The following is a 26,492-nucleotide window of genomic DNA, read 5'->3' as shown; positions in this document are numbered from 1 at the left end:
AGCCAGAGGGAGACGTTACGTGAATCATATTTCAAAACAGACGCTTTCCGCCGACCGCTCGCTCAGATTTGGCAGTACCGGCCGCGTCGACGAAACGCTGACGGTTGCCTGCATGTCGGCGATCGACGAAGCCGTTGCGAGCCTGCGGAAGCTCACGGAGAACCGCACGGCGCCGGCGCAGTCCGTTTCGCCCGCCGAGCCGAAGGCCGAAAAAGCCCCTGAGCCGATCGAAAATCCAGCCGAGGAGACGGTCCCGCTGATCCCGCTACGCTCGCGCGCCATCCCAAGTCCTGAGTGGTCGACAAAACAGGCGAAGGCCGGGGAAACCGTTGCCAAGGCAACGCCTGACACGCCCATCGTGCCGCTCAAGACGCCGGGTGATCAGAGCGAGGCAAAGGCCAATCCCGCAATTCCCTTCGGCAAGACGATCGACGGCAATCGCGGGCCAATCAGGGAGAACGAGCGCCGCCAGCGTAACGACGGCGGCAACAACGGCAAGACCCCCGATTTTGGCGGTGGTGGCGGTGGCGGCGGTGGCGGCGCCAGCTTCCACAAGCGCAGCGAACCGGTGAACTTTGCCGTTAGTCTCGCAAGGGGTATCGCAGCTGTCCGGCGCAACATGGTCATCGTCATGGCCTTCACGATCGCCATCAACGTGTTGCTGCTTGCGATCCCTCTCTATCTCTTCCAGATTTCCGACCGCGTGCTCACGAGCCGTTCGATCGATACGCTGGTCATGCTCACGGTTGCCGTTCTGGGCGCCGTCATCCTGCAGGCCTTCATGGATTCGATCCGGCGCTTCATTCTGATGCGCACGGCGGTCGAGCTCGAAGTGCAACTCGGGGCGCCGATCCTGAGTGCCGCCGCTCGCGCATCGCTGCACAGCAACGGCAGGGACTACCAGACGCTGCAGGATCTGCAGCAATTGCGGTCCTTCCTGACCTCAGGCACGCTCATCGCCTTTCTCGATGCACCGCTGATGCCGCTCTTCGTCGTCGTGGTCTATCTGGTGCATCCACATCTCGGTCTCATCATTATGACCTGCTGCGCAGTGCTCTTCGTCATCGCCTATTTGAACCAGAAGTTCACGGCGCGGCAGTTCGCGGAGGCGAACGGCTATCTCAGCCGCGCGAACTTCCACCTCGATTCCATGTCGCGCAACTCGCAGATCATCAATGCGCTCTCCATGATCCCCGAGGCGGTGAAGATGTGGGGCCGAGAGACGGCCGGCTCGCTGAAATCGCATGTCTCGGCGCAGGACCGGAATATCGTCTTTTCCGGCGTCTCGAAGGCCTGCCGCATGATCACGCAGGTCGCGCTGCTCGGCTGGGGCGCGCATCTGTCGCTTTCGGGCGAGATGACGGGCGGCATGGTGATTGCGGCCTCGATCGTTTCGGGCCGCGCGCTGGCGCCGATCGAAGGTGCAATCGAAGGCTGGCAGCAGTTCAACAAGTCGGCGTCTGCCTTCGGCAGGATCAAGCAGCTGCTGATCACCTCGCCGCTGAACTTTCCGCGGCTGCGGCTGCCCAATCCGGAAGGCCGGCTGGATGTCGAGCGTATTCTCTTCGTACCGCCGCCGCAGAAGAAGGTGATCCTGAACGGCATCTCCTTCTCCCTGAAGAAGGGCGAATCGCTGGCGATCATCGGCAATTCCGGCTCCGGCAAGACGACGCTCGGCAAGATGCTCGTCGGCTCGATCTTGCCGACTTCCGGCAACGTGCGCCTGGACCTCATGGACCTGCGCAACTGGGACCAACGGCAGTTCGGCGAAAGCATCGGCTATCTGCCGCAGGACGTTCAGCTCTTTCCCGGTACGATCAAGGCCAACATATCGCGCATGCGCGACGACGTCGAAGACCAGCAGATCTACGAGGCGGCCGTGCTTGCCGACGTGCATGAGCTGATCGCGAGCTTCCCACAGGGCTACGAGACGATCGTTGCCGCCGATGGTGCTCCGCTTTCCGGCGGCCAGAAACAGCGTATCGCGCTTGCCCGTGCGTTCTTCGGCGATCCGAAGTTCGTCGTTCTCGACGAGCCGAACTCCAACCTCGATTCGCAGGGCGAGGCAGCGCTTGCACGTGCCCTCATCCATGCGAAGAAAAAGGGCATCACGACGGTAACGATCACGCAGCGCCCCGCCCTGCTTCAGTGCGTCGACAAGATCCTGCTTCTGAAGGAGGGCTCCGTCGCCATGTTCGGCGAGCGTACCGAGGTCATGGAAGCGCTTTCCAAGAGTAACGGCCGGCAGCCGCCGCGTATCGAAGGTAACGACAATGGTGAGTAAAAAGCCGCAACCGGCCGGCAACCCGATCGAATGGTACAGCGAAGTGCCGCGCTCCATCCGCTATCACAGCATCATCGGGCTCGGCGTCCTTTTCGCCTCCTTCGGCGGCTTCGGCTTCTGGGCGGCAACCGCACCGCTTGCCTCCGCAATCATCGCGCAGGGCAGCTTCGTCGCAACCGGCAACAACAAGATCGTGCAGCATCTCGAAGGCGGTATCATCAAGGAAATGAGCGTCAGCGAAGGCGATGTCGTCAAGGAAGGCGATGTTCTGGTGACACTCGACCCGACGGCCGCGCTCTCCAACGAGCGGATGCTGAAGCTGCGGCGCCTGCGCCTTGAAGCGGTGGTGGCTCGGCTGCGCGCCGAGGCCCAAGGCGCCCGCCAATTCAAGATACCCGACATCGTCATGGCCGAGGCGAGCGACCCAGACGTCAACGCGATCATCCAGAGCCAGAACGTTGTTTTCCACAGCAAGCAGATCAAGCTGGAAGAACAGCTCAACCTCATCGATAAGAACATCAAATCGCTGGAGTACCGCTTCAAGGGATACAACGGCCAGAAGGAGGCCTTCGAGCGCCAGCTGTCTCTTCTGACCGAAGAGCGCGATTCCAAGGCGCGTCTCGTCAAGGTCGGCTATATGCGCAAGACCGACCTTCTGGCGATCGAACGCGCCATGGCCGATGCACTGGGCGATATATCGCGGCTGACGGGCGAGCTCAATGAAAGCGAGGCGGAAGTCGCCAAGTTCCGTCAGGAAGCGGTCATCGCCGTCAACTCCAATAAGCAGGCCGCACTCGACGCGCTGGAAACTGCCGAATCCGAGCTCGACAGCGTGCGCGAGCAGGTTCGCGAAGCAGCAGGCGTCCTCGAGCGCACGGTCATCCGCTCGCCGGTCAACGGCACCGTCGTGCGCAGCTATTATCACACCGCAGGCGGCGTCATCACCACCGGCAAGCCGATCATGGAAATCCTGCCCGCGCATGTGCCGCTCATCATCGAAGCGCAGGTACTGCGCACGTCGATCGACCAGTTGCATGAGGGCCAGACGGCGGCCATACGCCTTTCGGCACTCAACCGGCGCACGACGCCGGTGCTCAACGGCAACGTCTTCTACGTTTCCGCAGACTCGATCGAGGAAAATGCCGGCCAGCAGGTGAAGGATGTCTATATCGTGCGTGTCCAAATACCCGACGACGAGATCAGCCGGGTTCACGGCTTCCATCCGGTGCCCGGCATGCCGGCCGACGTGCTGATCCAGACATCCGAACGCACTTTCTTCGAGTATCTGACGAAACCGATCACCGACAGCATGTCGCGTGCATTCAAGGAACGCTGATGGCAGCAGTCAGCAAAAGAAAACAAAAGCCTCTCACGGCGATCTGAAGTATCGTTTCACCAGAGGATCGACGGAGGGAGGCTTTCATGGCGGCTATGTCTGACGTGCTGCTGCGGGTCGGCCGCCTGAACTATGTCTGGACCAATACCGAAAGCCTGCTGATCTACATCATTGCCCACCTTCTCAAAATCCAGAAGGACGCGGCGATCGTCGTGTTCCTGACGCTCAACACGACACGGGCGAGGATCGACCTGGTCGAGCGCCTCGCAAAGCTGCATTCCACGCCAGCAGCAGACCGCAAGGCCGTTCTTCACGCCATGTCGCGCATGAAGAAGGAATCCAAGATGCGCAACAAGTATAACCACTGCATCTATTCCTTCGACGACAAGGGCCAGATCTCCGGCACGCAACTGATGCGCTTCGTCGAGGACGACAAGGAAATCAGCTACGGCAAGGTCGAGCAACTCGACGAAAAGGAGATTGCGGCGCTGGAGAAATCGATCGCCGAGATCGTCTCGATCAGCCAATCGCTCTGGAGCTTCATCAACGCAAGCTCGCATGTATCCGGCGAGCTTTAGCCCCTGCTCCTAACCCCCGGCGGCTAATCATATTTAATACAAACGTTTCATCCGAACGGCATATTTGAAGCCCTGCATTTGCCCTTAGAATGAAGCCTCCCGAATGTGTTATGGGTATTGGGAGGGGACCATGCGCATTGACGTGATCGACACCGAGGCCGGCTTCGAGGCTGTCCGCGAAGACTGGGATCGGGTCTATATGGACGATCCTCATGCGCAACACTTCGTGTCCTGGATATGGCTCAAGTCCTATCTTTTTCATCGCAAACGCTGGTTCATCCTAGCGCTGCGCGAACGGGAGGATCGCTCTCCCTACGTCGCCTTCTTTCCTCTGCGTGTCACCACCCAGCATGACAAGAAGACCGGCGTCTTTTTCGACGAGATCATCATGGCCGGCAATTTTTCGGCCGACTATACCGGCTTCATCGCGCAGCCGGACTATGAGCAGCACGCGATCGCCGGATTTGCCGCCTATCTGAAACGGCAGAATTGGACGCATCTGAAGCTGGAATATTTCAGCGGCCCTCCGCAACGGCGCGAAGCACTGGTTCGCGCGCTGCAGGGGCCGGAGGTGATGTTCCGCGACAGCTCCCCGCAAAATCCCGAGAACATAGACAACTGCATCTGCCCGGTCGTCACGCTGCCACCGAGCTTTGACGACTATCTGGAACAGAAGATGAGCAGCCAGACGCGCCAGAAACTGCGGCGCTTCCTGCGCAAGGTCGAGAGCGACGACGACTATCGCATCACGATGGCGACGCCGGAAACCATCGACCGCGACCTCGATATTCTCTTCGAGCTGTGGCGCACGAAGTGGATTGGGCGGAAGGGCAAGGAACGCACCGAACGGCTGATCGGCGCGACGCGCCAATTGCTGATGGACAGCTTCAAGGACGGCAATCTCGATGTGCCGGTGATGTGGTACGGCGACCGGCCGCTCGGCGCACTGGCCAACATCGTCGACCGGCAGAAGAAGTCGATCCTCTTTTACATCACCGGCCGCGACGAGACCTGGAAGACGCCCTCGCCCGGCCTCATCCTGCATGGCTACTGCATTCGCAGGGCGATCGCGGACGGATTCAAGACATACGACTTCCTGCGCGGTAACGAGCCCTATAAATACATGTTCGGCCCCGACGAGCGCCGGATCAGCTGCACATTGTTCCGCACGCGCAGCGGCCGCAATCTCGGTGACGTGATCCATCCCCGCAGCATCCCCTTCGTCTACGACCAAGCGCTGCAGATGTACCGCGACGGCGCCAAAGCTTTTGCCGAAGCGGCGTTCCGGCAGCTTCTCGAAACCGTCCCCAGCCATATGGGTGCGGAGTTCGGGCTGGCGAGCCTGATGTTCGAGAAGGGCAAGCTGCACGAAGCCGAGGCCGGCTTCACGGCGCTTATCGGCCGCATCGACGACCCGAATCCGGTCTATCTGCGTCTTGGAGACACGCAACTCGCGCTCGGCACCTACGAGGAGGCTGCGAGGACTTTCGGCCGCATCATCGAACGCTCGCCCTACGACGCGCAGGCGCACTACAAGCAAGGCGTGGCACTGGCGGCGGCGGGCCGCCAGCCGGAGGCTGCACGCGTCTTCGCCATGGTCGAGCAATATAACTACGACAATCCAGTGCAGCGGAAATTCGCTGAAAAGTCGCGCGAGGCTTTGCGGCGGATCGTCAGCGAAACCGAACAGGCCGCAGCGGCGCCGGTTGCTGCAAGCAAACGGCAGAAGACGTCGCGACGGAACCAGACCGGCAGGGTTTCGGCAAAATTCGAGTGCGGAGCGACGGAACTGGTGCCTGCATGAGGCCATGCTTTTTCACAGAGACTGCCGCACCGATATAGACTGGCACGCGCATCACGAGATCCGCGTGGCGCTGGATTCGACGGAATCCACGCCAAGGAGGAAGTGCTGGGCATTCCTCGACGACTGCGACACACGATCCCCTGGTGCAATCGCCAGCCACAATTTCGGGATCGGTATCTTGTGGCATTGCCGCCTGGTTCGGCTTTTTCACGCCGGGAGTTCCCTGTTCGCGCCGGGCGTGATATCAGCCGCGCATGAACAAGACCTCTTCCTATTCCCCTATCCACGTCGTCGGCGGCGGGCTCGCCGGCTCGGAGGCCGCATGGCAGATTGCCAATGCCGGCGTGCCGGTCATCCTGCACGAAATGCGTGGCGTGCGCGGCACCGATGCGCATAAGACCGACGGCCTTGCGGAGCTCGTCTGCTCCAATTCCTTCCGCTCCGACGACGCGACGAGCAATGCCGTCGGCGTGATCCACGCGGAAATGCGCATGGCAGGCTCGCTCATCATGGCCTGCGCCGACAAGCATCAGGTTCCAGCGGGCGGGGCGCTCGCCGTCGATCGCGAGGCCTTTTCGGACGCAGTGACGAAGGTGATCGACGACCATCCGCTCGTCAGCGTCGTTCGCGAGGAAGTGACCGGGCTGCCTCCGAAGGAGTGGGATCTGGCCATCGTTGCCACCGGACCGCTGACGGCGCCGTCACTGGCTGCGGCAATCCAGGAAGAAACGGGTGCGGACGCGCTTGCCTTCTTCGATGCGATTGCACCGATCGTCTATCGCGACAGCATCGACATGGACATCTGCTGGTATCAGTCGCGCTACGACAAGGTCGGTCCCGGCGGCACCGGCAAGGACTATATCAACTGCCCGATGGACGAGGAGCAGTATAATGCCTTCGTCGACGCGCTGATCGCTGGCGACACCGTCGGCTTCAAGGAGTGGGAAGGCACGCCCTATTTCGACGGCTGCTTGCCGATCGAAGTGATGGCGGAGCGCGGTCGCGAGACGCTTCGCCACGGGCCTATGAAGCCGATGGGGCTGACCAACGCGCACAATCCATCGGTCAAAGCCTATGCCGTCGTGCAGCTTCGTCAGGACAATGCGCTCGGTACGCTCTACAACATGGTCGGGTTCCAGACTAAACTGAAATACGGCGCGCAGGCGGAAATCTTCCGGATGATCCCGGGTCTGCAGAACGCCGAATTCGCCCGCCTCGGCGGCCTGCACCGCAACACCTATATCAATTCGCCGACGCTGCTCGATCCCTCGCTGACCTTGAAGTCGCGGCCGGGGCTGCGGTTTGCCGGCCAGATCACCGGCTGCGAGGGCTATGTCGAAAGCGCCAGCGTCGGGCTGATGGCGGGGCGTTTCGCCGCCGCCGAACGCAAGGGCGAAGCGGTATTGCTGCCGCCGGCGACCACGGCTCTGGGTTCGCTGCTTGGACATATCACCGGCGGGCATCTCGTCACCGACGAGGAACCGGGCAAGCGCTCCTTCCAGCCGATGAACATCAATTTCGGCCTGTTTCCGGACCTGCGGCCCGGCTCGATCGTCAAGCCGGAGGGCGTCAAACGCTTCCGCGGCAAGGACAAGACCATCCTGAAGCGGCAGCTGATCGCCAAGCGCGCGCTTGCCGATTGCGCCGCATGGCTCGGCCAGAGCGCGCCTTTTGCAGAGAGCGCCTGAGTTTTACTGATTGTTGGCTGCCGGCCTTTCGCTCGGCGGCAGCGCAAGGTCTGCGTCGGCGACGTAATTGCCGAGCAGCCAGAGCGAAACTTCGGCTGCCTCCTTGGCGGAAGCGAATTCGAAAACGCCGTTGTGATGCGGGTGATCGAGGAAATCGATGACCAGGCCCCTTCCCGTTTCCGAACTGACGACGCGCACCCTGCCCGGCTCCAGCACATGGCAGGAGAAGTGGCGGTGCATATTGCGCATGAAGCCCGCCTTGTTGTCGTGCAGTCGCACGAAAACCACCTGACCGTCGGCCGTCGCCTGAAGCTGGCGGATCGCCTCGTGCGGGAAGGCACGATTGAATTCCAGGATGGCGAGACCGGTATCGTGAAAGCCCTCCTCATCCTTGTTCTGCGCCGCCAAACGGGTCGCGACGAAGGCCAGGAAGACCACAAGGGCAAAAATGACGGACCAGACGATCATGCTCAACGCCGTTTTCTCCGATTCAGGCTTAGCGGTTGTCCGCTTATAGTGCCCGAGCCTTGCGCGAATTTGAACAGATTCAGATTTTCTTGCGTATCAGCGCCAGCGTCATGCCGAGCTGACGGCGCCATTGCGGCTGTTGCAGCGATTGATCAAGCAGTCCAGCACCAGCCTTCTGCGCCTTCATCAGCATTGGCTCGGCAAGCGTCACAGGCAGGAAGGCTGGGAAAATGGCGGGCGGGAGCACGACCGCACGGGCCTTTGCGAGATGATCGCGGCCAAGACCGACGAAGGCTTCGATAGCAGCGGAAATGCGCGCCTTGTCCTTGCCCGCCAAAAAGCTATCGCGATCGAGTCCGGTGGCGCTCAGAATTTCGAGCGGAATATAGAGCTGGCCGCGATGGCGGTGCAGCGGCATCAGCAGCAGCATGCCGGCAATAGCCTGTGCGACACCGGCATGGCCCGCGGCCTCCGCGGATTTCGCCGCCTCGTCCGCCGACAAGACGAGGCTTGCCAGCTGGATCAGCGCGGAGGCCGTCTCTCCGGCATAGCCTTCGAGTGAGGTGCGCGTTTCCATCGGATCGTCGTAGAGATCGAAGATGCGCGCATCGATCATGTCGATGAGCGTCTGGCGCGGCAGGCGGTGGGCCTCGATCGCGCTCAGCAAGGATGCGGCAACAGGATTGGCCTCGGTCGAGCCGTGGGCGCTGCCTTCCAGCAGATCGCGCCAGTATTGCATGCGCACCTCACCGGGCAGCGGCTCGTGCACGAGATCGCGGATGCGGGCGAGTTCGGCATTGAAGGCGTAAAGGGCTGCGAGTGCGCCGCGCTTGTCCTGCGGAGACAAAAGGCAGGCGAGATAGCGATCGCGGTCGCTGTCGCGCAGCATCGCCAGGCAGATCTCCTGGTTGCTCATCGGTTTGTCCGTCATTGTCAGACCGCGATCAGGGCCGCCGCGACGGCGCGCGATTCTGCGAGCATGATGTTGAAGGTGCGGACGGCAGCACCCGTGCTCATCGGGTCGGAGGAAATACCGCGGGCCTTCAGGGCATCCTTCAGCTCCGGCGGCAAGCGGCGAAGCTCGGTGCCTGTCCCGACGAGCAGAACCTCGATGTCATCTGCCTCATCCAGCACTCTCCGGAAACTCTCGACGGAGAGCGCCTTCGACATGTCCATGTCCCAGCCGTAGATGCCGGATGGAAGGCAGAGGATGGAGCCGCGATGCGACATATCGGCAAAGCGGAAGCCGCCATTTCCGTACGTGTCGACGGGAGCGCGGCCGGGGAAATGGGCCTCGCGGATTTCGATGCCTTTAGCCATGGCTTACACTGTGGCCTTTCCGGATTTTTCATCGGTGGCCCCATCCTCTTTCTCGTCGAGGGTCTTCGGGCGAAGCCTGAAGAGGATCAGTACCGGTGCTGCAATATAAATGGAGGAGAAGGTTCCGACGGCAACGCCGAAAAGGATGACGAGCGCGAAGGAGCGGATGACCTCGCCGCCGAAGAGGTAGAGCGCAAGCAGCGCAAGCAGCGTCGTGGCAGACGTCAGGATCGTGCGCGACAGCGTCTGGTTGATCGAGGCGTCGATCAGGATCGGTAGCGGCATCCTCCTGAAGTGCTTCAGGTTTTCGCGCATGCGGTCGTAAACGACGACGGTGTCGTTCAGCGAATAGCCCACGATCACAAGCAATGCGGCGATGCTCGTCAGATTGAATTCGATCCCGGTGACGACGAAGGAACCGAGCGTCAGGATGACGTCGTGCAGCGTCGCGATGATGGCGCCGACGGCGAACTGCCACTCGAAGCGGAACCAGATGTAGACGAGGATCGCCGCAAGCGAAGCAAGAACGCCGAGCGTCGCCGACTTCGTCAGCTCGCCGGAAACGGCGGGGCCGACGACTTCGACGCGGCGGAAATCATACTGGTCCGCAAGCTCGCTGCGCACGAGGGTGATTGCCGACTGCTCGGCATTTTCGCCGCCGCCCTGCGCTTCAATGCGGATGATGGCGTTTGAGGCATCACGCAGGCGCCTGGCCTGGATATCGCCTATATTCAGTTGGCTCAGCCGCGAACGGATATCCTCAAGATCGGCCGGTCCCTGCTTGGATCTCACTTCGATGACGGAGCCGCCCGTGAAATCGATGCCGAGATTCATGCCAATCGTCGTTACGGCTAGCATGGAAACGAGCGAAAGGGCCGCAAGCGCGGTGAAGCTGTAGCGGCGGATGCCCATGAAGCGGATGTTCGTGCCGTCGAAGAGATCGGTGTGGACGCTCTTCGGCAGATGCTTGAGGCGGCGGTGGCGCACCCAGGCAACGACCAGCGGGCGTGTGAAGAGGAAGGCAGTGAACGCCGTCGTTAGAATGCCGATCGCAAGCGTGACCGCAAAGCCGCGTATCGCATCGCTTCCGAGGTAGAAGAGGATCGCGGCGGCAATCAAGGTCGTGATATTGGCATCGACGACGGTCATAAAGGCTCTGGAATAGCCTACGCCGATCGCCTGATCGAGATGCGCGCCGCCTTTGACCTCTTCGCGGATGCGTTCGTAGATCAGAACGGTGGCATCGACCGCAATGCCGATCGTCAGCACGATGCCTGCAACACCCGGCAAGGTCAGCGGCGCTCCCGAAAGACTGAGAATCGCAAGGATCATCATGATGTTGACCACAAGCGCAGCGCCGGCAATCACACCGAGGATACCGTAGAACGCTACCATCAGGCCGATCACGAAAACGGCGCCGACAAACCCTGCGACGAGGCCGGAGAGGATGGATCCGGCGCCGAGACCGGGATCGATCGTCCGCTCCTCGACAATCGTCAGCGTTACGGGAAGCGCCCCGGAGCGCAAGATTGCGGCGAGGTCTTCCGTTTCTTCCTGCGAATAGTTGAGCGGTATCTCGCCCCTATTGCCGGTGACCGGTTCGCGGATATCGGGTGCGACAATGACCTGATCGTCCAGCAGGATCGCGAGGGACCGCCCCACATTGTTCTGCGTCAGCTCGGCAAATCGCCTGGCACTCTCGGGATTAAAGCGAAAGGTCAGGATGGAACTGTCTTCGTCGTTGCCAGGCTCGACCTGGAAATCGCTCAGATCGGCCGACGACAGCACTTCCGTGCGCTCTACAAGAAAGGCGTTCGGCGGGTCGTCCTGCGAATAGACGATCCGCGAGCGCGCCGGCACGGTGCCGCTCATCGCATCCTGCGGCGACATGCTGCTATCGATCAGGTGGAAGGAAAGCCGGCCATCCTGGCTCAAAAGATCCTTGAACCGCTGCGGGTCGGCGAGACCCGGCACCTGCACGGACAATCGATCCGGGCCGCGGGTTTCGATGACAGGATCGATCCCGCCTGCCTCGACGGCACGGCGGCCAACGATATCGACCGATTGTGTGAGCGCCGCCGACAGGCTTCGGCCGATCGCCTTGCCGGTGATTTGCAGCGTCAGCTGGCCGTCATTGCCTTTCGAGAGCGTGACGTCGGGATCCCGGGCTCCGGTTGCCGCAGCTATCAGCGGCGTCAGAACGCTGACGGCCCGATCGATCTGGTTCGGATCGGTGATGCGGACCTGAATGGTCTGCCCATTGCCGGCAAGGCCCGTATAGCGAATTCCCGCTTCGCGCAGCCTGCCGCGCACGCTCGCAACGGTGTTTTCGAGCCGCTTCCTGACGATGTCGGATCGCTCCGCCTTCAGCACGATATGCGAACCGCCCTGAAGATCGAGGCCGAGAGCCACCCGCTTGTGCGGTATCCAGCCCGGCAGCGAGACGTCCGTGAAAAGATTTGGGGCGGCGCCGAGCGCCGCCACAAAGACAATGAGCCAGATCAGAACTGTTTTCCAACGGGAAAGATGGAGCATTTCAGTCTCGACACCTCTGATCCGGCTGATCTGCCTGCCGGAATTACGCGGCGTCTGCCTTTACGGGCTCGCCCTTCACGCGAACGTCGGCGATGCCGCTGCGGACCACGCGAACGCGCACGCCTTCAGCGATTTCGACTTCCAGTTCCTTGTCGTCGACGACCTTCGTTACCTTGCCGACGAGGCCACCGGCCGTGACGACCTGGTCGCCGCGGCGGATCGCGCTTAAGGTTTCTGCACGCTTCTTGGCCTGGGCGCGCTGCGGACGGATCAGCAGGAAGTACCAGACGACCATCAGCGGCACGAACAGGATGATCATTTCGAAGCCGGAGCCGAAGGGCGACGCAGCGGCATCCGGTGCGGCCTGGGCAAATGCCGGGGTGATGAACATGGATAAGCTCCTCAACTACGGGCGGCGTATATCCGCCTCTCTTTTTCGGGTGGCCGGACTATAGTTGCGGCAAGAACGAATGCAACAAAAACAGCCTGCGGGCGTACCGATTCCCCTGTCTCATAACCTTTCCGCTGTGGAAAGGCCATGCTACTGCGCGTCGAAACCCTCGGGCGCGCATGCCGCGGCAGGAAATTCAGGAGGACATGCAATGGCCGAAGAATTGAACAGCGTCATTTTGCAGGAGCTGAGGCGGCTTGCCAATGCGGTCGAGCGGCTGGCAGGCCCGGCGCCCGGCGTCAACGACTGGAATGGCGCCGACTGTTTCGTCTGGTCGCCTGCCCGCACGCATCTGCAGCCCGTCGCGCGGCCGAACCGTGTTGCCTTGAAGCTCATCCGCGGCGTCGACCACGTGCGTGACATCCTGCACGAAAACACGGTGCGCTTTGCCGAGGGATTTGCCGCCAACAACGTGCTGCTCTGGGGCGCGCGCGGCATGGGCAAGTCGTCGCTGGTCAAAGCCGTGCATGAGGACGTGCGGCGCGAAAGCGGCGTTTCGCTGAAGCTTGTGGAAGTGCATCGCGAGGACATTGCGAGCCTTCCGACCCTGCTTGATATCCTGAAGGAGGTGCCGCATCGCGTCATCGTTTTCTGCGACGACCTCTCCTTCGACCATGACGATACCGCCTACAAGTCGCTCAAGGCAGCGCTGGACGGCGGCATCGAAGGCCGGCCGGACAACGTGCTTTTCTACGCTACCTCCAACCGTCGCCACCTGCTGCCGCGGCATATGATGGAGAACGAGCAGTCGACCGCGATCAATCCATCCGAGGCCGTCGAAGAGAAGGTATCGCTTTCCGACCGTTTCGGTCTTTGGCTCGGCTTCCACAAATGCAGCCAGGAAGACTATCTCACGATGATCGACGGCTATGCCGAGCATTTCAAGCTGACGCTCGATCGAAAGAAGATGCATGCGGAAGCGCTGGAATGGGCGACCACGCGCGGTGCGCGCTCCGGGCGTGTCGCATGGCAGTACATCCAGGATCTCGCAGGGCGCATGCGCGTCGTGCTCGCCCGCGACTGAGCCGACCCACGGCTGCTGCAATCGGGTAGGAGGGAGCCTTGCGGCGTCCCTCCTCCCACACCACCGTGCGTACGGTTCCGTACACGGCGGTTCATGTCGCGCTCGGTTTCATGGTCCCCAATGCCCGCCGCCCTACAAGCGCCCAGCCTTATTTCGCGGGTTCCGCCCGCTACCTCCGGCTTAGGCCCCCTTGCGAGGCATCTGCTCAAGGCGGTCGGAAAAGCGGTCCGGCCTCCGTCGACATGTTCGGCCCTTCACCGGTTGGTCCGGCTACTACGGCGTCTGTCTGCCGCCCCATCCCGACACCTTTCGACGCCGGTAGAAAACCAGGGGCAGGTCGGCAGACCTCCCAGGGTAAGACGCGTGACCTTCGTGCCAAATACCTGTCGCATCTACGCCCGCACCCTCCGGGTGATATCGGGCTTCGGGTGTGTTTGCCCCCTCGCCCGGATGCGGACGCCTCATATGCGCTTCCTGTTCGTCAGGCCGGCACTTTGCCTACAGCTTCCTTCAGACCCCGCCTCGCGGCAACGCCCTTGCTGTTCAGCTAACGGTTCCCATCACCAGGGCCCGCAGAGGACTCTCACCTCCAAGTCATCGGCCGGATACCACCCCGGCCAAACGGTGTTCGCACACCACGCGCCATGCCTGGCGCACAAACGACAAAAGCCCGGCGGTCAGCCGGGCTTTTGCACTTCCCCGAGACGCTTTACCTACTCGAGGAAGGTGATCGGATTGACCGGCGAGGCGTCCTTGCGGACTTCAAAGTGGACCTGCGGTTGCTTGACGCTGCCGCTCATGCCGGAGACGGCGACGGTCTGGCCGCGCTGGATCTTCTGGCCACGGGCGACGCTCAGCGTGTCGGCATTGCCGTAGACGGTCACCGTGCCGTCGTCGTGGCGGATGAGGACGGTGTTGCCGAGCTCCTTCAAACCGTTACCGGCATAGATGACCACGCCGTTTTCGGCGGCCTTGATCGGCGTGCCCTGCGGCACCGAGATGTCGATACCGTCGTTGCGGCTGCCATTGACGTTCGCGCCGTAAGCGGCGATGACGGCGCCGCGCACCGGCCAGCGATATTTGCCGATGCCGGTCGATTCGGGGGCTGCGGAGGCGACATCGGACTTCTTCTCGACTTCGTCGACGGTCTGCGTTGCGACCGGCGCCTGGTAGGCGGCCGGCTGAGCGGACGCCGTTTCAACTGCGGCCGGAGCAGCAGGCTTCGGTTCGGCTTTGGCCGGAATGGACGCAGTCTTCGTCTGATCGGCGGAACTAGAACCGTTCGGGATCGTCAGTGTCTGGCCGATGCGGATCGAACTTGCGGAAAGGTTGTTCGCAGCCTTGAGATCATCGATCTTCGTGCCGGTCGCCTTGGCAATCTTGGCCAGGGAATCGCCCGGCTTGACCGTGTAAGTGCCGCCGCCCGCATTCGGGTCCTTTCCGGCACCGGCCGCAATCTTGCCCGCGGCAGCATCCGCGCTTGCCTGCGACTTGTCGCGAGCAGCGTTTGCGCCCGGCAACACCGCGAGATTCTGGTCCGGCGTCTTCGAAGGCTGCGGAAGCTTACCGGTCTTGGAAAGGTCGGCGGCCTGCGCGGAAGCCTTGGCAGCATTCCTGCCGCCGTTGAAGGTCGGGATGAGGATCGTTTCGCCCGGCTTGATGGCAGCGGCCGACTTCATGTTGTTGACGCGGAGGATTTCCTTTTCGGGAACGCCGTAGCGGTTGGCGAGCGTTGCCAGATTTTCGCCCGGACGCACCAGGACAGCAGGCGCGTTGGCCGCCGACCATCCGGACACCTTCGGCGTCGTGCCTGTCGTCATCGGATCGGGCGCAGCCAGCTTCGGAGCAGCCTGCCTCTGGCGGGGAGCCTGCGAGCCGGAAGGAGCCGCCGGCAACGGCTGCGCCATGGCGATCTGCTTTTCGCGCGACGGCGCGGGGGATGCGCCCGTCGGCGCGGCAAGTTCGGTGCGCTGGACAGAAACTGGAGCAGACGCAAGGCGCGCGCTGGAGCTTGTCGTTCCGGTCGTCGCCGGATAGGGCTGATTCAGTGCGTCATTGCTGGCATTGTATGAGGGCTGAGCCATTCCGGACTGAAGATCGGCGCTCGGGACCGGATCGCCCTGCGAGCCACTCATGTTCCGCCTCGGTACAGAACCGGTCGTCATCTGATCCTGGCCCGACCCGGCAAAGAGGCCGCCGAAGCGGGTCACATCCGAACTGCAGCCCGTTGCGGTGCTTGCCAGCAAGGCAATAAACAAGAGATTGCCGGCCGGCTTTCCGAACTTTGGCGAAACGCTAAAACGCATGACTCGACCCACTCATAACTCAACCATTCGTGGGTATATTAAAGCGCGTTAGTGTTACCACCCGGTTAAAGCGCTGGAATCAGTGCGATTTTTTTGAGGAATTGATAACCATAGTTTTGCGGGTGAGAAATCATAGCCGCCGGACACACTGGAAATGCTCGCCAAAATGGCCTCAGAGCTGGGAAGCCAATCTCGGCACGATGGGCAAATAAGGTACGTCGAAAAGCTCTTCGCGCTCGAAGCGGCTGCCGGTCTTCGTCAGCCGGACCATGCGGCACTGGCCCTCGGAGATCATCAGCGGCGCGATCATCGAACCGCCGGAGACGAGCTGGTCCGCATAAAAGCGCGGCATGGAATTGAAAGCAGCCGTCACCAGGATGCGGTCGAAAGTCCCCTCGCCCTGCAGGCCGTTGCTGCCATCGGCTTGCCGGACGACGATGCTGCGAAGGCCGAGCTGATCCATGCGGCGCTGCGCATTGGCCGTCAGCGTCTTGTAGCGGTCGATCGTCAGCACGCGCTCGGCGATGCGGCCGATGACAGCTGCGGTGAAGCCACTGCCGGTACCCACTTCAAGCACACGCTGACCGGGCTTGACCTTCAAAAGATGCAGGATGCGGACGGCAAGATCGACGCCTTCCAGGAACGAGCCGCACTCGATCGGGATCGTCCGGGTGGAATAGGCGTCGTCGGAAAATTGCGGCGGCACGAAAAGCGAGCGCGGCGTCTGCTCGACGGCCGTCAGGAGATCGATGTCTGAGATACCCTCCGCCCGCAGCCTCAAGACGAGTGCCGCAAAACCTTCCTTCTCGACCAGCCGTGCCGTCAAAACGTCCTACTCCGTACCTGAAAGCGCCCGCGCCACGCGGTCCTTCACGGAATAATCGGTCAGATCCAGTTTCAAAGGTGTTACCGAAATCTTATTATGCTTCAGCGCGTGAATATCCGTGCCCTCTGAAAAGGCGCCGCCACGCTCGCCGAACTTCAGCCAATAATAGGGCAAGCCGCGGCCGTCGGAGCGCGCATCGATCTGCAGGTTGAAGGCGAGCTTGCCCTGGGCTGTGACTTCGGCACCCTGCACATCGTGCGGACGGCAGTTCGGGAAGTTGAGGTTGAGGAAAGTGCCTTCCGGCAGGTCGACCGTCATCAGCCTGTCGAGTAGCGCCGGCGCATGGGCCTCGGCGACCTCCCACGGCACGATGCGCGCGCCGTCGGAATAGCTATAGGCCTGGCTCAGCGCAAAGGAGCGCACGCCTTGCATCGTGCCTTCGATCGCGCCGGCGATGGTGCCCGAATAGGTGACATCGTCGGCGACGTTCGAGCCTGAATTGACGCCCGAAAGCACGAGGTCAGGCTTGATGTCCATCACCTGCTTGATGCCCATGATGACGCAGTCGGTCGGCGTGCCGCGGAGCGCGAAATGCTTGTCGGCCACCTGACGCAGACGAAGCGGCTCCGAAAGGCTCAGCGAATGAGCCAGGCCGCTCTGATCCGTTTCCGGCGCGACGATCCAGACATCGTCGGAAAGGGTGCGCGCAATCCGCTCAAGTGCCGCGAGACCTTCGGCATGGATGCCGTCGTCATTGGTGAGCAGAATGCGCATCGCTTCAGGCCGCCCGTTCGATCTTCGTCAAACCGCCCATATAGGGCAGCAGCGCGTCGGGGATAGTCACCGAGCCGTCCTCGTTCAGGTAGTTTTCGAGCACTGCGATCAGGCAGCGGCCGACGGCGGTGCCGGAGCCGTTCAGCGTGTGAACGAACTTCGTGCTCTTGTCATCCTTGCCGCGATAGCGCGCATTCATGCGCCGCGCCTGGAAATCGCCGCAGACCGAGCAGGACGAGATTTCGCGATAGGCGTTCTGCCCCGGCAGCCAGACCTCGATATCGTAGGTCTTGCGCGAGCCGAAGCCCATGTCGCCGGTGCAGAGCGTCATCGTGCGGAAATGCAGGCCGAGGCGCTTCAGCACTTCTTCGGCGCAGGCCGTCATGCGTTCATGCTCGGCGATCGAGCTCTCGGCATCGGTGATCGACACGAGTTCGCACTTCCAGAACTGGTGCTGGCGCAGCATGCCGCGCGTATCGCGCCCTGCCGAACCTGCCTCAGAACGGAAGGACGGGGTCAGCGCGGTGAAGCGGAGCGGCAGCTTTTCCTGCTCGAGAATCTCACCCGAGACCAGATTTGTCAGCGTTACTTCAGCCGTCGGGATCAGCCAGCGGCCGTCCGTCGTCCTGAAGAGGTCTTCCGCGAACTTTGGAAGCTGTGCGGTGCCGAACACCGCCTCGTCGCGCACCATCAGCGGCGAGCTGACTTCGCTATAGCCATGTTCCGTCGTGTGGAGGTCGATCATGAACTGACCGAGCGCCCGCTCGAGCCTCGCAAGCGGTCCTGTCAGCACCGTGAAGCGCGAACCGGAAAGCTTGGCGGCACGTTCGAAATCCATGTAGCCGAGGGTTTCGCCGATTTCGAAATGTTCCTTCGGCGTGTGGTTCCAGCGCGGCTTTTCGCCGACCGTGCGAGCGATGACGTTGTCGTGCTCGTCCTTGCCGACCGGTACGTCGTCGAGGGGCACGTTCGGAATGCGCGCCAGCGCGTCGTTGAGCTCGGCCGTCAGCTGGCGGTCTTCCTCTTCGGCCGCCGGCAGCGAAACCTTCATCTCGGCGACTTCGGCCTTCAGCTTTTCGGCAAGCTCGCTGTTCTTCTGCGCCATCGCCGCGCCGATCTCCCTGGAGGCGGCGTTGCGGCGGGACTGCAGGTCCTGCACCTTCTGTACGGCGGAGCGGCGCTTCTCATCGAGAGCTATGAGGCTTTGGGCCAAGGGCTCCGCACCGCGCTTGGCCAGTGCTTCATCGAGCGCCTCGGGATTCTCACGGATCCATTTGATATCGAGCATTGTCGTTCCGGGTCGTTACGAAGGACATGACCCAGCCAAAGCCTGACCGGGCCTCGACCGGATATTTTGCATGCGTTCAGGAGGGAATTTCGGAGAACCGCTCAGACGCTGTCCGTCTTGGCAACGTCCGCAGACCCGTCCGCCTCTTCGACCGCCTGTCGGGAACGCTGGCGCTCCACGATTCGCGCAGCGTAGATGGCAATCTCGTAGAGAAGGATCGTCGGCAGTGCAAGGCCGATCTGGGACATCGGATCGGGCGGCGTCAGCACGGCGGCGACGACGAAGGCGAGCACGATCGCAAACTTGCGCTTCTCGGCAAGCCACTGCGAGGTGAGCAGGCCGACGCGCGCAAGCAGCGTCGTGACGACCGGAAGCTGGAACACGAGACCGAAGGAGAAGACGAGCGTCATGATGAGGCTCAGATATTCCGAAACCTTTGGCAGCAGCGAGATCGCGACATCGCCCTCTCCCGGCGCCTGCTGCATGGTCAGGAAGAACCACATGACCATCGGCGTGAAGAAGAAATAGACGAGTGCGCCTCCAAGCAGAAACAGGACCGGCGATGCGATCAGGAACGGCAGGAAGGCCGCACGCTCGTTCTTGTAGAGGCCGGGGGCGACGAACTTGTAGATTTGCGCGGCAATGATTGGGAAGGCGATCACAAGGCCGCCGAACATCGCGACCTTCACCTGCGTGAAGAAGAACTCCTGCGGAGCCGTATAGATGAGCTGCGCCTTCGTTACATCGAGGCCGGCCCAGCTGACTGCCCATTTGTAAGGGTAAACCAGGGCGTTGAAGAGATGCTTGGCGAAGATGAAGCAGACGACAAAGGCGACGAAAAACGCGCCTATCGCCCAGATCAGCCGCGTGCGCAGCTCCATCAGGTGCTCGATCAACGGCTGCGGCTTGTCTTCGATATCACCGCTCATGCCTCGTCCTTCTTCTTCATCGCCGTCTTCTTCGGAGCGGCTGCAGTCTTCTTTGCCAAAGCAGGCTTTGCTGGCGCAGCCTTTGTTGCTGCGGCCGGTTCTGTCGTGGCGGCGGCGGTCTTTGCAGCAGCCGCACGCTTCGGCTTTGCAGCAGGAGCAGCCCCGGTTGCAGCCCCGGTTGCAGCCCCAGGCAGCGCCTTTTCGGCGGCAGCGCGCGGCTTGCGCACGGCCTTCGGCTTTTCGGCGACGGCTGGTGCGGGCGCCGCTTCGGGAGCCGGCGCGACGACAGGCGGCGTTTCGGGCAGGCTCATCGACGGCGCCGGCACGGTAACCGGTGGCGCTTCGGTCTTGTTTTCGACCGCCGTTGCCTTCTGCAGGTCGGCCTTGATGTCGTTGCCCATCTGGCGAAGCGGGTTCATCGCCTCGCGCAGGCTGTTTGCCGGATTAAGCCGCTGCGCATCGCTGATCGTCTGTCGCACGTCATCGAGATCCGCCTCCCGCAACGCCTCGTCGAACTGGGCGCGGAATTCGCCGGCGACCTTGCGGGCACGCTGCGTCATCTTGCCGAAAGCGCGCAGCATCGGCGGCAGATCCTTCGGACCGACGACGACGATCAACACGACCGCGATGACAAGCAACTCGGTCCAGCCAATATCGAACATTCAAGGCTCCTGGAGGGGAAGCGGGGCAAAAGCCACCCGTTCCCGGACTTGTTACTTCGGTTCGTCGGCCTTGTGATCGACGGTCTTCGCCGTGTCCGGCGCTTCTTCGTCGTTGATGCCCTTCTTGAAGCTCTTGATGCCCCTGGCAACGTCGCCCATGAGCTCCGGAATCTTACCGCGGCCGAACAGCAACAGCACGATGACCAGAACGATCAACCAGTGCCACATGCTAAAAGAACCCATTACGCATACTCCCTGTTGCGATCTTTCTTCGATGTAAGAGTTTCCGACATCGTTTCCAATATCGAAACTCCCCTTGAATTGACGCTTAATGTCACGGCTTCGGCCATAATGACAAGTCGTCCGGGTATCGAATTATAGTGATCTCTATTGTTTTCGTCGTCGGTGTCAAAACAAAGACCGGATGACACTAATCTTCGGAGGCGCCGCCGGGCGCGAGAAGGCCCAATTCCTCAAGGTCCATCTGCGTGATCGGATCCTCGTCCTCGGTCAGTTCGTCGCTCATCAAGGGCGATGGGATGTTGAAATTCGCGGGAATGCGGCCGGAAAGAAGGCCGGCACCCTTCAGCTCCTCCAACCCGGGCAGGTCGCGAAGTTCCTCGAGGCCGAAATGATCAAGGAAATCGCGGGTCGTGCCGAGCGTCACCGGCCGGCCGGGCGTGCGGCGGCGGCCGCGGAAGCGCACCCAGCCTGCTTCCATCAGCACGTCCAGCGTGCCGCGTGAGGTTTGCACGCCGCGGATGTCTTCGATCTCGGCGCGGGTGACCGGCTGGTGATAGGCAATGATCGCCAGAACCTCAAGGGCGGCACGCGACAGCTTCTTGACCTCGTTGTCGTCGCGGCGGATGACGAAGGAGAGATCGGCGGCGGTGCGAAAGGCCCAGGCATCATCCACCTGGATAAGGTTGACGCCGCGCGGCGCATACTGCTCCTTGAGCCGGAGCATGACGGCGCGAACGTTGAAATTTCTCGGCAAGCGATCGGCGATGAAGGCTTCGGAAACCGGCTGCGAGGAAGCAAAGACCAGGGCCTCGGCGATGCGCTCGGCCTCCATCTCCGCCTGGAAATTCTCGTGGAAAGCGCCCTCGCCTTCACCACGGCCGATATCGTCTCTGGAATCCATCAAGCGGGCCTCTCCTGCTCGACGACCTGCAGGGTCGCATGCTTCGGTCCCCGGCGCATATAGAGCGGCTCGAAGGCGGCGTCCTGGCGGATCTCCAGCTTGCCCTCGCGTACGAGTTCAAGCGAGGCGGCAAAGGCGCTGGCGATTGCCGTGACGCGCTCTTCCGGCGATGCCAGATAACGCAGCAGGTAATGCTCCAGCACCGTCCAGCCGCCGATGTCGCCAATCATGCGCGTCAGCAGTTCGCGGGCATCGGTCAGGGACCAGACGGTGCGGCGCGCGATCGTGACCTGGGTCACGGCCTGGCGCTGGCGGAGCGACGCATAGGCGGTCAGGAGATCGTAAAGGCTTGCCTCGTACGCGGATTTTTGCCGGTCCGGAATATGCTCAGGCGCGCCGCGGGCAAAGATATCACGACCGAGACGGTTGCGGTTGACGAGCCCGCTTGCAGCCTCGCGCATGGCTTCGAGGCGTTTCAGGCGGAAGGCAAGCGTTGCGGCCATCTCCTCGCCGGAGGGACCGTCGTCCTTGACCTGCTGCGGGATCAGCAGGCGGGACTTGAGATAGGCGAGCCACGCCGCCATCACGAGATAATCGGCGGCAAGCTCGATGCGGATGCGGCGAGCGGTTTCGATGAACTGCAGATACTGCTCGGCAAGCGCCAGCACCGAAATGCGCGAAAGATCGACCTTCTGGTTGCGGGCGAGGTAGAGGAGGAGATCGAGCGGGCCTTCGAAGCCGGCGACGTCGATCACCAGCGCCGGCTCATGGCTCGCGCGGTCGGCACCATTGTCCTGCCAAAGCTTGTCCATCGGCGTTGCCGCCGCCTGTGTCCACTCTGTGCCTTTGACCGTGTTCACCTCTGCCTCTCTTCCATCGCTCAGACGGTTGCGAACATTCCGTCGAATTCGGCGCGGATCGCCGCCTCGTCCGCCTGGTCGACTTTTGGGAAGCCCGCCAGCACGGCATTTGCCCGCTCCAGCGCGGCATGTGCCAATACCGGCGTGTTTGCCACGACCTGCTGCATCTCGTCCATAATTCCGTTGCAATGCAGCACGATATCGCATCCGCCTGCAATGATATTTGCAGCCCGCTCGCCGATTGTCCCGGCCAAGGCGTTCATCGACGTATCATCGGAAAGCAACAGGCCCTTGAAACCGATGCGCTTTCGGATCACGCCGTCGATCAGCTTGCTGGAGGTCGTCGCCGGATTGTCCGGATCGATCGCCGTAAAGACGACGTGGCAGGTCATTGCCGCAAGCTCGTCCTTCATGGCGATGAAGGGGGGGAAGTCGTGCGCTTCCAGTTCATCGCGCGAGACCGTGACGACCGGCAGTTCGTGGTGGGAATCGGCAAAGCCGCGGCCGTGGCCCGGCATATGCTTCATCACCGGCAGCACCCCGCCGGCCTTCAGCCCCTCGGCCGCGGCACGCCCCATATCGGCGACGGTTTTCGGATCGCCGCCATAGGCGCGGTTGCCGATGACGCTGCTGCTGCCTTCGACCGGCACGTCGAGAACAGGCAGGCAATCGACATTGATGCCGAATTTGAGAAGATCGAAGGCGTGCAACCGCGACATCAGCCATGCCGCGCGCAACCCCTGCTCGCGATTGCGCCGGTAGATATCCCCGAGCGCCTGGCCGGAGGGATAGTGCTGCAGGATCGGTGGGCGGATGCGCTGCACGCGACCACCTTCCTGATCAATCAGCACAGGCGCGTGCCAGCCGACGCTTTCGCGCATTTCGGCGACGAGATCGGCGATTTGCTGCGGTTCGGAGATATTGCGGCCGAAGAGGATGAAGCCCCAGGGCCGCTCAGCCTTGTAGAAGGCCTTTTCTTCAGGGGTGAGTGACAGGCCGCTACAGCCCAGGATCATCGCTTTTGATTCGGTCATGTCCGAATCATAGAGGCCTGTCGGGGAATTGCGAGTAAGGTCAAGCGCCATTCACAGGAAAGCAGCACACAAAAAAAGCGGCGGGACATGCCCGCCGCTCCGGATCAAACGATCAATCGTTTACTTCGAAATCAGGCAGCTGCCTCCGGCTGAGCGATATTGCTGGCAAAGGGCTGCGGCCTCGTCCTTCGAGCCGGCCGGGATCCGGACGCGGTAGAACGTGCCTTTACCGGCGATTTCGGCCTTTCGGATTTCAAAGCTGCGGCCGCCGAGAACGCTTGCAAACTTCTTCGACAGGCTCGCATAGGATTTGTTCGCCTCTGCTTCGGACGGCAACGACGCGATCTGCATGCCGTATCCGCCAGCCGGTGCAGCCTGCTGCGGCTTGGCAGCGGCAGGCTCGACGGATGCCACTTCAGCCGGCTTCGGCTGCTGTTCGGCCGGGCGGACATTGCCTCTTTCGGTCACGGTGCCGACGACATCGACCGGCTGCTCGGCCGGACGGGCCATCGGTACCGGCGCCGTATCGGCAGGCTTTTCAGCGGCGGGCGGTGCCTGAACCGGAGGGACAGGCTGATCGAACTTTGCATTTGCCGGATCTGCAGCGGCAACCTTTTCCAGGGTAGACGTGGATGGCTGCTGAGCGGCAGGCAGCGGCGCGACGGTGGTCGTTTCAACAGGCGTCGCGCGGATATCGGCAGAGGCGACCTCGTTGGCCGCCGGGAAGCTTGCCGCCGAACCTTTAGAGGCCGTCACAGCGGCAGGCGGCTGAACGGCGGGCTCTTCAACCGGTGCGGCAGGCTCTTCGCGGGCAACCAGCGTTCCGTCCGGCTTGACGATCATTGTGCGAACCTTGCGCGGTGCAACGGCCGGCGGACGATCGCCATCGGGGCCGTCCTCGGCCGCAGCACCGTTCTGCGCCGTGTCCTCGTTCGGAAGCAGACGCGGGTCCTGCGTATCGCCGACCGGCGTACTTGCCGGACTATCGGCGATGGGTCCGTCGTTGTCTTCCGGCAGAACTTCGGGCGTCAGGGTGCGCTGAACGACATCGACGGGCTCTTCGTCGGATGAAACGAGCGCCTTCTGCTTCGGCGCTTCGGTGGCACCGGCAACGCGGTCATAGACCGCCTTGTCCTGGTTTGGCACAGTCTTGCCGCCCGGATTTTCCGGGACGATCTTGACCGGTTCCTTGTCGGCCACGATCACGCGCGGTTCGCCGCCAGCAATGCCGAGGCCGCCGTCGGTAACAACCGAATAGACGCCGTAGGCACCGCCGGCGAAGACGACGATCAGAGCGGCAGCCGCAAGCAACCGCTTCATGGAACGGGCGCGGCCCATGTCCTCGGCCTCGGCCGCGGATTGGATACGGACCTCGGCCGGCGCTTCGGCGCGGCGAACGGGTTCACGAACGCTGCGGCGGAAATCCTCCTCAAGCGCACGCTCGAATTCGTCAAGTCCGCCGGCCGACTGCGGCCGAGCCGCCACCGGCGCTGCTGCAACAACGGCAGCGGCTGCTGCAGGAGCCCAAGCGGGTGCCGCTTCTGGAGCCCAAGCAGGTGCCGCCGCAGCCGGTTCCTTTTGGACCGACGTTTCGAAGAGGCTTGCAATTTCCGCGTCGACGTCGAAATCGAAGTCGTTTGCCGGCGCAGCCGGCGCCGGCTGCTCGACGGGCGGCAGTGACGGCACATGCATGTCCTCGACAGTCTCGGGATGATGGTCGGCCTCAGCAATCATCGAGGCATCGAAGGGCAGATCTTCATCGGCATCGGCTGCAGCGGTCACGCTGTCTACGGCTGCGGGATGCGGCCCATCGTAAAGCGAAGCGGCAGCAACCTGCCCGACTGGCCGCGCGACAACCACGGCAGGCGGCGCTGCCGTAACGACAGGAGCAGGTTCCGGCGCCTTTGCAGGCTCGGCAAAATCTAGATCGGCGAGTTCGAGTTCGATGCCTTCGAGATCGAGTTCGAAATCGTGGCCGGCAAACGGATCTTCGCTGTCAGCATCCTGCTTGGCAGGTGCGGCCACAGAGGGAACTTCGGCGGCGGCAGCAGCAGCAACAACCACTGGAGCGGCGACAGGTGCAGCAGCAACGGGCGTGACGACCAGCGGCTCCCACTCCTCGAAAGGTGCCGCCTTCGGCTCCTCGGGCGCAGAGGCCGCGCGCTGAGGAACCGGATAACGGGAGACGTCCGCCAGCAGATCATCGAAATCGAAGGCGATCGGCTGATCTTCGGGAGGTGCTTCAGTCAGCGCGGCGTCCGCCTGTACGACGCCTTCCGTTGCGGCAGCAACCAGATCGAAGGGTTCAGCTTCAACCCGCGGCTCCATCGCAACCGGCGCCTCCACCGGCGCAAGCATTGCCTGGGTTGGCGCTTCATCCATGACCACTTCGTCATGGCGATCGAGTTCGGCCGGAAAGCCCTGCGGAGCAGCCGTTTCGAATTCCTCGGCCGGATCAAAGGCGACCGGCTCCATAACCGGCTCCATTACCGGCTCGGGCTGGATCTGGATAACGGGCTGAACATGCGCAACAGGCTCGGGCTGCTGTTCGGGAGCGGCGACCGCCTCGACAGGCGCAACGGCTTTTACGGGCGCTTCAACCGGCTCGTCGCGGCGGGCGGCATGGAAGTTTGCAAGCGGAAGCTTGATGCTGGCAGCCGACCACTGCGGCGCCTTGGCAGGGGCTGAAGCCTGCGGAATTTGAACCGTGGGACCGCCGATCGAGAGCTCGAGCTCCTCAATCAGATCGCGGGCGCCACCGAAAACCGGTTCGGACGCCTGGGGCGCGACCCAATCGGCGGCGGAAAGGACCTCGGCCTCCTCCCCGGCGGGCGATGCGGCAGCCGGCGGATCGACAGGCTCCGGCTCGACGATGGCCTCGCCTGCGGGATAGTCATATTCCTCGGCGGCAGGTTCGGCCGGACGATCGAGGCCGGCGAGCGGACGCGGAGCGTCGAAACGCTCGAATTCGCGAAGAAGCTCGTCCTCGAGATTGAATGCCGGCTCCTGCCGGGGCACGTCAGCAACCGTATTGGCGGCTATGCGCGGCTCGAAGCCTACGATACGCGCAAGCTCAGCCAGCGGATCGCCTTCATCGAAAAGCTCCGTCTTCTTTCGCGTATCATACGCCAGTTGTTTGTCAGCCATACTCATCCCACCCGTAAACCCACGCGGTCAAATG

General features: G+C 62.3%; 21 protein-coding genes and 1 pseudogene. 6 read left to right on the top strand and 16 right to left on the bottom strand.

Annotation, left to right across the window (positions count from 1 at the left end):
* Positions 1-19 precede the first annotated feature (19 nt).
* The 5 genes from ISN39_RS07000 to trmFO all read left to right on the top strand — a co-directional run bounded on the left by ISN39_RS07000 (position 20) and on the right by trmFO (position 7,690).
* Positions 20-2,284: a type I secretion system permease/ATPase gene (locus ISN39_RS07000; protein ID WP_246763298.1), complete on the top strand. Its 2,265-nt coding sequence runs from the start codon at positions 20-22 to the stop codon at positions 2,282-2,284.
* Positions 2,274-3,620, top strand: coding sequence for an HlyD family type I secretion periplasmic adaptor subunit (locus ISN39_RS06995; protein WP_074067804.1), 1,347 nt, complete (start codon positions 2,274-2,276; stop codon positions 3,618-3,620). Before ISN39_RS07000 ends, ISN39_RS06995 begins: the two co-directional genes overlap by 11 nt.
* 86 nt (positions 3,621-3,706) lie before the next feature.
* Entirely contained in the window at positions 3,707-4,198 is a 492-nt protein-coding gene (locus ISN39_RS06990; RefSeq protein ID WP_039844726.1) for a hypothetical protein, read from the top strand.
* 130 nt (positions 4,199-4,328) lie between these two features.
* A complete protein-coding gene (locus ISN39_RS06985) occupies positions 4,329-6,002 on the top strand; it encodes a GNAT family N-acetyltransferase (protein ID WP_194729574.1) in 1,674 nt (557 codons plus the stop codon).
* Between the two features lie 254 nt (positions 6,003-6,256).
* Positions 6,257-7,690, top strand: coding sequence for a methylenetetrahydrofolate--tRNA-(uracil(54)-C(5))-methyltransferase (FADH(2)-oxidizing) TrmFO (trmFO, locus tag ISN39_RS06980; RefSeq protein ID WP_194729573.1), 1,434 nt, complete (start codon positions 6,257-6,259; stop codon positions 7,688-7,690).
* Positions 7,691-7,693: 3 nt separating this feature from the next.
* On the opposite strand, the gene ISN39_RS06975 is transcribed toward trmFO, so the two are convergent.
* From ISN39_RS06975 to yajC, 5 genes are all read right to left on the bottom strand, one after another.
* Positions 7,694-8,164, bottom strand: coding sequence for a hypothetical protein (locus ISN39_RS06975; protein WP_194729572.1), 471 nt, complete (start codon positions 8,162-8,164; stop codon positions 7,694-7,696).
* A gap of 73 nt (positions 8,165-8,237) precedes the next feature.
* Positions 8,238-9,089 carry a phytoene/squalene synthase family protein gene (locus ISN39_RS06970; RefSeq protein ID WP_194729571.1) on the bottom strand — a complete coding sequence of 284 codons (852 nt, stop codon included), beginning with the start codon at positions 9,087-9,089 and terminating at the stop codon, positions 8,238-8,240.
* Positions 9,090-9,091: 2 nt separating this feature from the next.
* A complete protein-coding gene (locus ISN39_RS06965; protein ID WP_074067794.1) occupies positions 9,092-9,478 on the bottom strand; it encodes an Mth938-like domain-containing protein in 387 nt (128 codons plus the stop codon).
* Between the two features lie 3 nt (positions 9,479-9,481).
* Positions 9,482-12,013 (bottom strand): protein translocase subunit SecDF, encoded by a 2,532-nt coding sequence (gene secDF / locus ISN39_RS06960; RefSeq protein WP_194729570.1) that lies wholly within the window; start codon positions 12,011-12,013, stop codon positions 9,482-9,484.
* Positions 12,014-12,056: 43 nt separating this feature from the next.
* Entirely contained in the window at positions 12,057-12,404 is a 348-nt protein-coding gene (gene yajC / locus ISN39_RS06955) for a preprotein translocase subunit YajC (protein WP_022715367.1), read from the bottom strand.
* A gap of 211 nt (positions 12,405-12,615) precedes the next feature.
* Here yajC and ISN39_RS06950 point away from each other — a divergent pair, with 211 nt between their 5' ends.
* Positions 12,616-13,488, top strand: a complete 873-nt coding sequence (locus ISN39_RS06950) for an ATP-binding protein (protein ID WP_194729569.1) — start codon at positions 12,616-12,618, stop codon at positions 13,486-13,488.
* Positions 13,489-14,201: 713 nt separating this feature from the next.
* Here the strand turns inward: ISN39_RS06950 and ISN39_RS06945 are convergent.
* The 11 genes and pseudogenes from ISN39_RS06945 to ISN39_RS06895 all read right to left on the bottom strand — a co-directional run bounded on the left by ISN39_RS06945 (position 14,202) and on the right by ISN39_RS06895 (position 26,458).
* A complete protein-coding gene (locus ISN39_RS06945) occupies positions 14,202-15,794 on the bottom strand; it encodes a peptidoglycan DD-metalloendopeptidase family protein (protein WP_194729568.1) in 1,593 nt (530 codons plus the stop codon).
* Between the two features lie 172 nt (positions 15,795-15,966).
* On the bottom strand, positions 15,967-16,620 hold the full coding sequence (locus ISN39_RS06940) for a protein-L-isoaspartate(D-aspartate) O-methyltransferase (RefSeq protein WP_074067785.1): 654 nt from the start codon (positions 16,618-16,620) through the stop codon (positions 15,967-15,969).
* Between the two features lie 6 nt (positions 16,621-16,626).
* Positions 16,627-17,394: a 5'/3'-nucleotidase SurE gene (gene surE, locus ISN39_RS06935; RefSeq protein WP_194729567.1), complete on the bottom strand. Its 768-nt coding sequence runs from the start codon at positions 17,392-17,394 to the stop codon at positions 16,627-16,629.
* Positions 17,395-17,398: 4 nt separating this feature from the next.
* Positions 17,399-18,682, bottom strand: a complete 1,284-nt coding sequence (gene serS, locus ISN39_RS06930) for a serine--tRNA ligase (RefSeq protein ID WP_194729566.1) — start codon at positions 18,680-18,682, stop codon at positions 17,399-17,401.
* 101 nt (positions 18,683-18,783) lie between these two features.
* Entirely contained in the window at positions 18,784-19,611 is an 828-nt protein-coding gene (gene tatC / locus ISN39_RS06925; protein WP_194729565.1) for a twin-arginine translocase subunit TatC, read from the bottom strand.
* Positions 19,608-20,273 carry a Sec-independent protein translocase protein TatB gene (gene tatB / locus ISN39_RS06920; RefSeq protein ID WP_194729564.1) on the bottom strand — a complete coding sequence of 222 codons (666 nt, stop codon included), beginning with the start codon at positions 20,271-20,273 and terminating at the stop codon, positions 19,608-19,610. The genes tatC and tatB overlap by 4 nt, the downstream gene beginning before the upstream one ends.
* Positions 20,274-20,324: 51 nt before the next feature.
* Positions 20,325-20,516 (bottom strand): twin-arginine translocase TatA/TatE family subunit, encoded by a 192-nt coding sequence (locus ISN39_RS06915; RefSeq protein WP_074067775.1) that lies wholly within the window; start codon positions 20,514-20,516, stop codon positions 20,325-20,327.
* 187 nt (positions 20,517-20,703) lie between these two features.
* Positions 20,704-21,357 (bottom strand): annotated as a pseudogene (gene scpB, locus ISN39_RS06910) (SMC-Scp complex subunit ScpB); the annotation flags it as partial.
* 59 nt (positions 21,358-21,416) lie between these two features.
* The gene (locus tag ISN39_RS06905; RefSeq protein WP_039844710.1) at positions 21,417-22,277 is read right to left on the bottom strand and encodes a ScpA family protein; all 861 of its coding nucleotides are present in this window, start codon (positions 22,275-22,277) and stop codon (positions 21,417-21,419) included.
* Between the two features lie 20 nt (positions 22,278-22,297).
* A complete protein-coding gene (nagZ, locus tag ISN39_RS06900) occupies positions 22,298-23,311 on the bottom strand; it encodes a beta-N-acetylhexosaminidase (RefSeq protein WP_194729563.1) in 1,014 nt (337 codons plus the stop codon).
* Between the two features lie 120 nt (positions 23,312-23,431).
* A complete protein-coding gene (locus ISN39_RS06895) occupies positions 23,432-26,458 on the bottom strand; it encodes an SPOR domain-containing protein (protein WP_194729562.1) in 3,027 nt (1,008 codons plus the stop codon).
* Positions 26,459-26,492: the final 34 nt, after the last annotated feature.

Source organism: Rhizobium sp. 007 (assembly GCF_015353075.1).
Taxonomy (GTDB): Bacteria; Pseudomonadota; Alphaproteobacteria; order Rhizobiales; family Rhizobiaceae; genus Rhizobium.
This window is presented reverse-complemented; position numbering and strand designations above follow the sequence as displayed.

Excerpts from the sequence above, each read along its gene's own strand:
- ISN39_RS06995 (WP_074067804.1), top strand. The coding sequence starts at position 2,274 with ATGGTGAGTAAAAAGCCGCAACCGGCCGGCAACCCGATCGAATGGTAC.
- ISN39_RS06990 (WP_039844726.1), top strand. The coding sequence starts at position 3,707 with ATGGCGGCTATGTCTGACGTGCTGCTGCGGGTCGGCCGCCTGAACTAT.
- ISN39_RS06985 (WP_194729574.1), top strand. The coding sequence starts at position 4,329 with ATGCGCATTGACGTGATCGACACCGAGGCCGGCTTCGAGGCTGTCCGC.
- trmFO (WP_194729573.1), top strand. The coding sequence starts at position 6,257 with ATGAACAAGACCTCTTCCTATTCCCCTATCCACGTCGTCGGCGGCGGG.
- ISN39_RS06970 (WP_194729571.1), bottom strand. The coding sequence starts at position 9,089 with ATGACGGACAAACCGATGAGCAACCAGGAGATCTGCCTGGCGATGCTG.
- ISN39_RS06965 (WP_074067794.1), bottom strand. The coding sequence starts at position 9,478 with ATGGCTAAAGGCATCGAAATCCGCGAGGCCCATTTCCCCGGCCGCGCT.
- secDF (WP_194729570.1), bottom strand. The coding sequence starts at position 12,013 with ATGCTCCATCTTTCCCGTTGGAAAACAGTTCTGATCTGGCTCATTGTC.
- yajC (WP_022715367.1), bottom strand. The coding sequence starts at position 12,404 with ATGTTCATCACCCCGGCATTTGCCCAGGCCGCACCGGATGCCGCTGCG.
- ISN39_RS06950 (WP_194729569.1), top strand. The coding sequence starts at position 12,616 with ATGGCCGAAGAATTGAACAGCGTCATTTTGCAGGAGCTGAGGCGGCTT.
- ISN39_RS06945 (WP_194729568.1), bottom strand. The coding sequence starts at position 15,794 with ATGCGTTTTAGCGTTTCGCCAAAGTTCGGAAAGCCGGCCGGCAATCTC.
- surE (WP_194729567.1), bottom strand. The coding sequence starts at position 17,394 with ATGCGCATTCTGCTCACCAATGACGACGGCATCCATGCCGAAGGTCTC.
- serS (WP_194729566.1), bottom strand. The coding sequence starts at position 18,682 with ATGCTCGATATCAAATGGATCCGTGAGAATCCCGAGGCGCTCGATGAA.
- tatC (WP_194729565.1), bottom strand. The coding sequence starts at position 19,611 with ATGAGCGGTGATATCGAAGACAAGCCGCAGCCGTTGATCGAGCACCTG.
- tatB (WP_194729564.1), bottom strand. The coding sequence starts at position 20,273 with ATGTTCGATATTGGCTGGACCGAGTTGCTTGTCATCGCGGTCGTGTTG.
- ISN39_RS06915 (WP_074067775.1), bottom strand. The coding sequence starts at position 20,516 with ATGGGTTCTTTTAGCATGTGGCACTGGTTGATCGTTCTGGTCATCGTG.
- nagZ (WP_194729563.1), bottom strand. The coding sequence starts at position 23,311 with ATGACCGAATCAAAAGCGATGATCCTGGGCTGTAGCGGCCTGTCACTC.
- ISN39_RS06895 (WP_194729562.1), bottom strand. The coding sequence starts at position 26,458 with ATGGCTGACAAACAACTGGCGTATGATACGCGAAAGAAGACGGAGCTT.